This window comes from Chelativorans sp. M5D2P16 (genome assembly GCF_034427935.1).
Classification (GTDB): domain Bacteria; phylum Pseudomonadota; class Alphaproteobacteria; order Rhizobiales; family Rhizobiaceae; genus Chelativorans.
Window position 1 is genome coordinate 203182 of record NZ_JAXQNM010000040.1, and the last position, 9796, is coordinate 212977.

The 9796-nt window shown below is 62.8% G+C and carries 7 protein-coding genes; 4 read left to right on the top strand and 3 right to left on the bottom strand.

What is annotated here, in order from left to right; translation table 11 throughout:
* The first annotated feature begins 6 nt into the window (after positions 1-6).
* Positions 7-960, top strand: coding sequence for an ABC transporter substrate-binding protein (locus SIN08_RS21250; RefSeq protein WP_322453613.1), 954 nt, complete (start codon positions 7-9; stop codon positions 958-960).
* Between the two features lie 143 nt (positions 961-1103).
* Here SIN08_RS21250 and SIN08_RS21255 read toward each other — a convergent pair whose 3' ends face one another.
* Complete coding sequence (locus SIN08_RS21255) at positions 1104-1460, bottom strand: hypothetical protein (protein WP_322453614.1); 357 nt, start codon at positions 1458-1460, stop codon at positions 1104-1106.
* A gap of 255 nt (positions 1461-1715) precedes the next feature.
* Positions 1716-3812, bottom strand: a complete 2097-nt coding sequence (locus SIN08_RS21260) for a TonB-dependent receptor (protein WP_322453615.1) — start codon at positions 3810-3812, stop codon at positions 1716-1718.
* Positions 3813-4141: 329 nt separating this feature from the next.
* Here SIN08_RS21260 and SIN08_RS21265 point away from each other — a divergent pair, with 329 nt between their 5' ends.
* The 3 genes from SIN08_RS21265 (at position 4142) to SIN08_RS21275 (ending at position 8337) form a co-directional block, all read left to right on the top strand.
* Positions 4142-4978, top strand: coding sequence for a siderophore-interacting protein (locus tag SIN08_RS21265; RefSeq protein WP_322453616.1), 837 nt, complete (start codon positions 4142-4144; stop codon positions 4976-4978).
* A gap of 25 nt (positions 4979-5003) precedes the next feature.
* Complete coding sequence (locus SIN08_RS21270) at positions 5004-5252, top strand: acyl carrier protein (protein WP_322453617.1); 249 nt, start codon at positions 5004-5006, stop codon at positions 5250-5252.
* A gap of 97 nt (positions 5253-5349) precedes the next feature.
* Positions 5350-8337 (top strand): condensation domain-containing protein, encoded by a 2988-nt coding sequence (locus tag SIN08_RS21275; protein ID WP_322453618.1) that lies wholly within the window; start codon positions 5350-5352, stop codon positions 8335-8337.
* Positions 8338-8420: 83 nt separating this feature from the next.
* Here SIN08_RS21275 and SIN08_RS21280 read toward each other — a convergent pair whose 3' ends face one another.
* Positions 8421-9782, bottom strand: coding sequence for a condensation domain-containing protein (locus SIN08_RS21280; protein WP_322453619.1), 1362 nt, complete (start codon positions 9780-9782; stop codon positions 8421-8423).
* Between the last annotated feature and the right edge of the window lie 14 nt (positions 9783-9796).

Below are 9796 nucleotides of genomic sequence, written 5' to 3' on the forward strand. Positions count from 1 at the left end.
AATGCGATGCGACTGTCGATCCTCCTGGCTGCCCTTGTCGCCGCCAATGCCGCCCTTGCCGGGGAACGAGCCGTCACCGACGATGCCGGACGCGCGGTCACGATCCCCGACCGGCCCGAGCGGATCGTCGTCATGCATGAACCGCTGCTCGGCCTGCCGCTCATGGATCTCGGCGTCGAACTCGTCGGCAGCTACGGCCGCACCGACGACGGGGAATTCGTGACGGCCGTCGACTTCATGGATACTGTTCTGGACACGGACCTCGCCAAGCCCAAGGGGATCGGCCCGTTCGGCCAGATCGACCTCGAAAGGCTGCGCGCGCTCGAGCCCGACCTGATCATCGGCACGGATCTCAACATCGACAAGGTGGAGCAGCTTTCGACGGTCGCGCCCGTCTATCTGCAGAATGTCAGCACCGGAAAGGCATATGGCTTCAGCGTCGAGGAGGACCTCGCCAAGGTGGTCGGCCGGGAGGATACGTTCATAAAACGCAAGGCGGCCTATCTGGACCGCGTGGCCGAGGTGCGGAAGGCGCTGCCCTCTGATCCCGCCGGCCAGGACTACCTCGCCGTCTTCCTGACCGACCAGCTGAACGCGGTCGGCGAGACATCGGGTGCGATCCAGGCGCTCGAGGATCTCGGATACAGCCGGCTGGAACCGGAGCACGAGGGCGGGGCGGCGGGACGGGGCGGCTCGATGATGCTGGTACCGCTGAGCGTCGAAGCTTTCGGGCGGCTTAATCCCGATCTTCTGGTTTTGATGAACAGCTATATGAACGACGCGCGCGAGGAAGCGGGAACACGCGCCGCACTCGACAGGATCATGCCGGGCTGGGAGAAGTTCCTGAAGCCGGCTAAGGAGGACCGCATCCTTTTCCTCGATTCCGCCAAAGTCACCACACCGACGGTGGCCAGTGCCGAACACACGCTGGACGCCGTCGAGGCATGGGCGAAGCGGTAGCGGGTGTCAATTTCAGCAGAGAAGTGCAGCGCTCAGAAGACAAGTGTAGTGGAGGCCACTGGAAGGTCTTGGTTGTGGAGAACAGTCATCCACGACGAGCGTGGTGGATGGCTTATACGCGGACAGTGCGGACGTTCGAACTTTCAGGCGTAGGTCTTGATCACCGCAACACGGTTTGCCTTTGCGTTGGTGAATTCGAAGACGTGGCTGAAACGCCGACTATTGCCATTTCCAAGTGTTACCTCTCCGCTGGCTGAGCCTACTTTTCCGTGAGAGATCGCGTGCTCGACGGTGATGCCAATTGGTGTCGTCCGATCGGCAAGTTCCTGAAACAATGCGCTTCTTCCGTTGATCGGCTCCTCCGAGGCACCTTCCCAGACGACATCCTCGCTGAAGTCTTGCGGCGTGGCTTCGCCAGTTTCCAACGCGATCGCAATATCCTGCACGAACTTGTTCTTGGGAGAGTTCCCGCAATCTCTGCTGCCGTGAATTTCCGTCATCCTGCCTTCCTGATCAGAACTCAGATCACCATAGAAGCTCTCATGCCGAAGGTTCAAGAAGGGCTCAATCAAGGCGTTCATTGCGGCTGGCGTAGATGACCGCATAGGGTCGATTCCTACCGGACCGAAGCCCAAACTAGCCGTCTTTTGTCGTGCCTCACTGCATTTGACTGTTGAATTCAACAGCGGGGTCGGCATCATAAAAAAAGCGGGCCGGAAGACGGCCCGCCGACTGGTGTCGAAAGTTTATGGGGGTCAGAACCTTACCTTCATCCCGGCGCCGAACGTGCGCGGCTCCAGCATGGAGCCGACGATGGCGATCCCGCTGGCCGAGCGGTCATCATATTTCCAGGTGGGCATGCGCTCATCGAAGATATTGTTGACGAAGCCGTAGAACTGGAAGTTCTCGTTCGGCGAATAGGTAAGACGGGCGTTGGCCACCATATACGAGTCGACCCAATAGGCCGGGTCGTTGTTGTCGGTCGAGTGATACCCGTCCGTATGATGGACCTCGCCACTGAGCCGGACCTCGGGCGTGATGTCCCAGTCCGCGCCGAGGCTGACCATGTAACCGGGCGCCTTGCCGAACTCGTTGCCTTCCTGAATGTCCGCGGAAGAATAGTTGAACTCGGTGATCTCGGTCTCGAGAAGGCCCGCCGAGGCCCGGATGCGAAGCGTGTCGAGGACCTGGTAGTCGGCGCTCACCTCGAGGCCGTAGGACCTTGCCTTTTCCGCGTTCACGACAACGTTCCCGAACAACCGTCCATTGAGATAGTCGGGCACGACGCGCTGCGAATTGCGCTGGTCGGTATAGAACAGGTTGCCGCTCAGCGTCAGCCGGTCGTCGAGCAGGCGCGCGCGGGCGAACAGCTCGTAATTCCAAAGCGTCTCGGGCTCGAATGTATAGAAGCTGGCAGTCGCAAACCTCAAACCGGCGCCGCCTGGATTGTAGCCACGGTTTACCAGAGCCCCGACCGTCACGTCCGGTGTCAGGTCGTAGGCGAGGGAGATCTTGGGCAGGAGTGCATCGAAATTCTCGTCGAAGTCCAGAAACTCGCCGGGTGCAAAGCCGGGAGCGCTGCCGCTGCGCTGGATATGGTCGAACTGATAGCGCAGCCCGCCGGTCAGCGCCCAGCGCTCGGCAAAGCGCCAAGTGACCTCCGAAAAGAGCCCGAGACTGTCCTTCGTGTCGTCGAAGTCGGAAACGCCGCGCAGGTAGAGCGTGTCGTTTGAGACGACATGGCTGTAGTAGATGCCGGCAACGCCGCTCCAGGTGGAGTCTTCGGTGCCGAAATTGATCCGGGTTTCGTTCGAGACGTCCCGGTAGTCGATGGTGGCGCCGCCGTTCGTCCAGGGCTCGACCTCGCGGGTGATGTCTCCCTGCGAGTACTGGAACTGGTTGGTCAGTTTGACGTCGTTGCCGAAATCGTAGCCGATATCCAGAACGCCGGTGCTGACACGCGTGTCATAGCTCGGCATGGAGACGGTGTTGTTGTCCAGATCCTCATAGGGAGGATAAGCGGCTTCCGACGTCGGGCGGTTGAGCTGGGTGTGCGAAAAGGTCAGCTTCGCCTCGAGCCCGGGAATTTCCGCCGGCTCCCAAAGCAGCTTGAAGCGTCCGTTGAAGGTCTCGAAATCCTGGTCTGTATTGCCCTTCGCAAAATTCGGGTTCGTGTAGTCGATGAAGGTGTCGCGACCGCTGTAGTCGAGTGCCAACCGTGCCGCGAAATCGTCCGTAAGCGGCCCTGAAACCACGGCCGAGACGCGCTTTTTGTTGCGGCTGCCGTACTCGATTTGCGCCTCGCCTTCGGGCGTGAATGTCGGATCCTTGGTCTTTACGATGACGGCGCCGGCGACGCTGTTTGCGCCCATGGTGGTCGTCTGCGGTCCGCGGAACACCTCGACGCTCTCGACGTCCCAGATCGAGCTCGCACCAAAGACGGATTCGTAGAAAGACAGATTGTGGCCGTCGACATTGATGCGAGCGCGCGGAACGGTGCCGCCGAAGAATGCGCCGGAGCCGAAGTTGGGTCCCTGGCCGTCAACGCCGCGGAACACCGGCGCACTGACGGTGTCCGTATAAAGGACGTTCGGAATGCCCCGGACGACGTCGGAGACGTGGGCTGCCTCGACCTTCTCCTCAATATCCTCTTCCGTGACCACCTCGACGGAGGTCGCAGTGTCGAAAATGCTGCGTTCGACGCCCTCGCCCTTGACCGTGATGACGTCGAGCACCGTGACGCGGTCGGTGGTGGATGCCGCATCCTGAGCGAATGCAGGCGCAGCGAATGCGGACAAGAGCGAAAACGCGCTGACGCCACGGCCCAAGACCCTGACAAGAGTTGACGACATGATTCCCCCGAATCCCCGAGCAAGAAACGCTGGCTGGAGACGGGACCCTTGGCTCGCGCAAATGAATGATCGTGTCTCCTCAAATGCATAAGGCCTCCTTCGCTGTCAATATAAACTTGAGTTTTTGAGGCAAGTTATATTGCGAGGACGCGCACCCCTTGCTATGGTTCCCGCATCGACGGCAGCACTTCAGACAAGGCTGATGTGGCTCAAATCCGCATTGAATCTCCCGCTGATCATGACACTCGGCCTCGCCCACCGCTGCCGGCCAGAGGTAGAGAATGCCGCGAAGTCGGTCCGGCCGAGAACTTCCTGAAAGGATTGGTACGATGAGCATGCCGCAAAGCATCCGCGCGCAGCCGGCCACGCGCACCCCGGAGCGCCACCGCCATCCCGTTCGGTTGCGTCGTCTCAACGTGGAGCGCGTAGAGCAGGTCAACCACGCGATGGTGCGTCTGACACTGACCGGGCCGGAACTCGAAGGTTTCGTCAGCCTGGGATTCGACGACCACGTCAAGATGTTCTTTCCAGAACCGGGCGAGGCGGAGCCGGTGCTGCCCTCCGTCGGACCGAACGGGCTGGAGATGCCGAAGGACCGCAAGCCGATCGCCCGCGATTTCACACCGCGTCACCACGACCCGGCCAAGGGTGAACTGGCGATCGATTTCGCGCTCCACCACGACGGGCCGGCCAGCAACTGGGCGCGTTCGGTGAGCACGGGCGACAGCGCCTGGATTGCCGGACCGCGGGGCTCCTTCGTCTTTCCGCTCGATTTCGACTGGCATCTCCTGATTGCCGATGAAACCGGCCTGCCGGCGCTGACGCGGCGGCTGGAGGAGCTGCCGGCGGGCACACGCGCGGTGGCACTGATCGAAATCGACGGCGCAGAAGACGAGATCGCGCTCGAAACCGCGGCCGAGGCGACGGTCGCATGGGTTCATCGCAAGGGCGAACCTGCCGGCGAAAGCCGGATCCTTCAGCAATCGCTGAAGGCGCTCATCCTGCCAGGGGGCGATTTCTTCACCTGGATCGCCTGCGAATCGCGGATCGCCAAGGAATTGCGTTCATTCCTCATCGAGAACCGTGACGCCAACCCGAAGTGGATACGCGCCTCGGGCTACTGGCGGCGCGGCGCGACCGGCGTCCACGATCACTTCGACGACTGAGTATACGGCGCCGGGCGATCACGAAATGACGGAGACGACGCGGATGATGGAGCAGATACGCGGCGAGCTCTCCCGGGTTCTCGATAAGGAGCCCGGAGATCTGGCTGCGGATACGAACCTGATGGAGGTGGGTCTGCACTCGCTGGCGATCATGCGTCTCGTATCGCCGTTGTCGCAGATCGCGGGGACGCGGCTCGACTATGCCGACCTCGCTCGCGAACCATCGCTCGGCACGTGGCAGGCGCTGCTTTGCCGGCTTCAGAAAGGGGCCTGACACCGCCACGGCTTGCTGAGCGCCGCCCGCTTCTGCCCCTCGGGCGGGCCGCGAGGGAACGACGATCCGGCGTGCGGCCGGAGCAAGGGAGATAGAGATGGCTGGACATTCCGATCGCCTGCTGGCGCGTGACGAGGCGCTCCGCTTCGACGAAGCATTCGAGGGACCTGCAGCAGAAGCGCGGGCCGCGGAAGAGGCGCAACGGCCTTCCGAGCACGAAGAACGCACGTGGCTGGCCCAACAGCAGGACCCCGACGCTGTCTTCAAGCGTATCCTGGCCTATCGGCTGGGCGGGTGGCCCGACATCGCGAAACTCGTGCACGCGGTCCAGACCCTCGTCCGCGCCATGCCCGATCTCAATGCCCGCTACCGTTTCGATGACGATGGCGAATTGCACAAACACTTTCACGGAGACGAGGGACAATATCTGGAAGTCCTCAGTGCCGATTCCAGACGAGAAGCGGTCGAAACCATACTCGCCAGACAGGGAGCGCCCTGGCATCCCGAACACGAGCCGCCCTTCAAGGTCCTGCTGATCCTGGCACGCGGGGAAGTCGTTGTTGCCCTTCTCGTGCACCGGATCCTTGACGAGGCCTGCCCTCCCGAGAACGTGCTGGACAATCTTGCCCGCGCCTATAATGGCGACCCGCTGCGACCGGCCGTCATGCGCCAAACCGCGGCGCCCGTGACCGAAACAGATCATCCGGCACCTGTCGACTGGATCCGTCGAGGCGAACCGGACATGCAGGTCGAAGTCATCGATTTCGGCGAGTCCAGGGCAAATACCGCGAAACAGCGGGTCGCCTTACGCTACGGCACGGTCGTCGAAACAGACTCCTTGAACGGGCTTGCCGGCTCACCGCCCGACGCTTTGCGTCTCCTTGCCACCATTTCGGTGCAGTTCGCCCATTTCCTTTGCGACCTTGGCGGGCACGCGAAGATCGGCCTCGTCCTGCCACGCCAGCCCGAGGCGCGGCTCGGCGACCATGGCCTCCTCGCTCCGCCGGACCTCTTGCACCTCGTCGTGGAGCGCGACCTGCCGGTCGCCGACGCTGCGGAGCGTGTTGCGGCCTATCTGGAAGCCCAGCAAACAGAAGCTTCCGGTGGAATGCGAACCGCACCGGAGACAAGTCTTCCTCAGGCCCGCGTTGCCTGGCTCACGGATCCCCACCGTTTCTTCGCACCGCGCTCCGTCACCGTGGAACGGCTGCCCATGCCGACGCTAGAAACGCGCCCGGACCTCGCACTGGCCGTGGGCCGCGACGCCGAAGGCAGGACCATTTTCGAGCTCGTGACGGGACAGGCCGTCTCTCCCCACGCCGGCGCCTTTCTGCTGGAACGTTTCACCGACTTCGTCAGGGGCAAGGCGGTGACCGGCGCCGAAGGGGCCATTTTCCCATTCCCGCTCGTGCACGCGCCGAAACAGGCCGACGCGGCCACCGCCGCATCCCCGGGTCGAAAACCGACGGACGGCGAAGCGGTCACGGCCTTCATCCTTACCGAATTTCGAGAGGGCCTGGCTTCGCCGGAAATGGGCCCCGACGACGACTTCTTCGACCATGGCGGCCACTCGCTGATCGCGACCCGCGTCATCGGTCGCCTCCTGGGCGACCACGGTATCGAGGTGCATTTCAACGACCTGTTCAGCTATCCGACCGCTGCCTCGCTCGCGCGGCATGCGAAATTCACGGACGTGACCGCCTCTGCCTCTTCGTCGGCCGACGCCGCGAATCCATCCTCGACGGCTCCGCTTTCGCTTGCGCAGATGTCGCTGTGGAAGGCATATGCGGCCTTCGGCTTCAACGAGATCTTCAACATTCCCTTCGCGCTCGAATTCCTCGACCCTGTGGACGAGCACGTGTTCGAATGTGCCTTTACCGACATTCTCGAGCGGCATCCTGGGCTTCGCACGCTGTTCGCCATGGAGGGAGAAGACGTCCGCCAACAGGTGGTGCCGATGTACGAGCTGCCGCGGTACAAGTGGTTCTGGTCCAGCAAGGAGAGCGAAGGCGTCGACCGACATCAGGAAGCCGGCCACCGCTTCGATCTCGCCCGGGAACTGCCGCTAAGGCTCCGCTTCATGGTTGACCCCGCGACCAAGCGCCAGATCCTCTCCTTCCTGTTCCACCACATCGTGCTCGACGAATGGTCGGTCAACCTCATGATGGACGAACTGGCCGAGGCTTATCGCGCCCGCGCCGCCGGCACGGAGCCGGCCTGGGCCACGAGCCCGCGCGCCTTCCAGGACTTCGCACGGCAGCAGAATGCGGTCGGCGTCGATGCCGCCCACCTCGCCTACTGGACCGACATGCTGCGGGATGCGCCGCACGGCCTGCCCCTTTTCGAGGGCCAGACGGCGGCCGGTGACCGGGACGGCGAAGCATCGCCCGCCGGCGGCTGGGTCGAGTTCAAGCTCGAGCACGAAATCTGCGAGGGCCTTTATACGCTCGCCAAGGAGAACAGCGCCTCGCTCTTCAACGTGGCCTATGCGGCGATTGCCGCTTCACTTGCCACGCTCGGCCGGCTGGACGAGCTCGTTGTCGGCACCTCCGCCTCGGGCCGTACTGATCCCGACTTCTTCGACACCATCGGCTATTTCACCACGGTGGTGGCGCATCGTGTGCGGTTCACGGACGGAATGAAGGTCGGCGAACTGATCACCACGGTGAAGAACACGATCAATGAATCCATGCCGCATACGGACATCCCGATCGACCTCGTCGAGGAAGCGCTCGGCATGACGCCCGGCAGGGACCATCTGTTCGAGGTCTTCATCCAGATCCATGCCAAGAACAAGCTGAACGGTGCGCTGCCGACACCCGACGGCGGACGCCTCGAATTCCGTCAGATCGACCCGGACAAGCAGGAATCGCTGCTCGGACTGCAGTTCGAGGTGATGGAGGAAACCATCGGCGAGGAACGCGCAATCCGCGTGCTGATGAGCTATCGCGCCGACCACTATCGACCGGAACAGGTGGAACTGATCCGCAGCACGACGCGCAACGTCTTCGCCCTTTTCTCCCGCCCCAGTGCCTCTGCCATGGTGGTTGCCGAGCTGGAACCGGCGGCAGCGGGGGCGGAATGAATTAAGACGGGGCGGACAGAGAACCGCCCTCGTCCTTCGACAGGCTCAGGATGGGAGCGGGTTGCACGGGTGCGCATCTTCCTTCAGGAGCAGCCAACAGAGATGGAATCGTTCCAGAGGTCGGCAACCGTGCGGTCCATCACCTCTGCCGACAGGCACCGGTCGAGGAAGGCCGGCAGGTCGCGGGTGTGCCGCTCGAACGCATCCCGCCCGGTCATCGCCGGGTCGGCGTCGATGTAAAGCGTCAGGCGACTGCCGTCGTCTTCTCCCCGAAAAGTCAGGTTGAAGCCGTCGCCCAGTCCGCTCGCAAGGATGTGGCGGATCACGCGGCATCCCCCGAAATCGGGGGAACTGAAGGGCAGCACGTTGATGAGCGGAGAGAAGAAGAAGCGACTGTTCTTTGGGACGCCGCGATCCGCGGCGATCTGCTCGATGCGATAGCGGCCGTGCAGCCGCTGTTTCCTGAGCATGCCGACGCTCCGGGCGAGAAAGGCATGCAATGTCTCCTGCGGATCGAGCGACAGATGGAAAGGCAGGATGTTGACCAGCATGGCCGGCAGATGCGCGCCGACGCTTCCCCAACGGCTCATGAAGGGCAGCCACAGCGTCAAGAACTCCCGGTCACCGACACCCTGCCGGGGCATGGTGTTGTAGAGATACGTGCCCGACAGAAGGACGAGCAGGTCGGGCCAGCCGATCTTGGCCGAAGACGCTGTCGCCTGAAGGTTCCGGCACATGGCATCGGGAAGTGCGGCGCCATGGTGGAGTCCCGGTTCGCCGTAGTCCTCGCCGCCCCTGTCGAGGACAGGCAGATCGACCGGCAGGTCGAGATACTCGGACCAGAAGGCACGGTCCGCCTCCCAGCGGCGACTGCCGCGATAGGCGCCTTCCTCGGCAAGGAAGCTTGCGAAGGAATGGAAGGGATGGCCGGCCTCGGCACGGCCGCGGAAATGACGGTAGAGCTGGCCGCAACGCTGCTCGATGAGGGCAAGCCCGTAGCCATCGACGACGATATGGTGGGCGCGGAGATACCAGAGATAGCGCTTCTCGCCGAGGCGGAAGAGCAATTGCGCGGACAGTTTGTCGGTGGTGAGATTGAGCTTTGCATGCACGTCGGCATCCATCAATCTGCTGGCCTCCGCGAACGGATCGGGAAAAGCGCGCAGATCGACATGCTCCACGACGGGTGCCTGGCGCGGATCAGAGCGTTGCTGCGGGCCCTGCCCGTCGGTGCCCCGCCTGAAACGCACCGACAGCACCTCCGCTTCACGCACCGTCTGCGCGATCGCCCGCACCAGTGCGTCTTCATCGACGTCACCCTCTATAGCCAGATAGTGCGCGACGGTGGAGAGAGGCAGGTCCGGATGAGAGGAGAACTCCTCCCAGAAGTCGAGCTGACCCAAGGTCAGCGGCATCCATCCGCCGGCGATCTCGGTCTCTGACATGAAGATATTCCTCG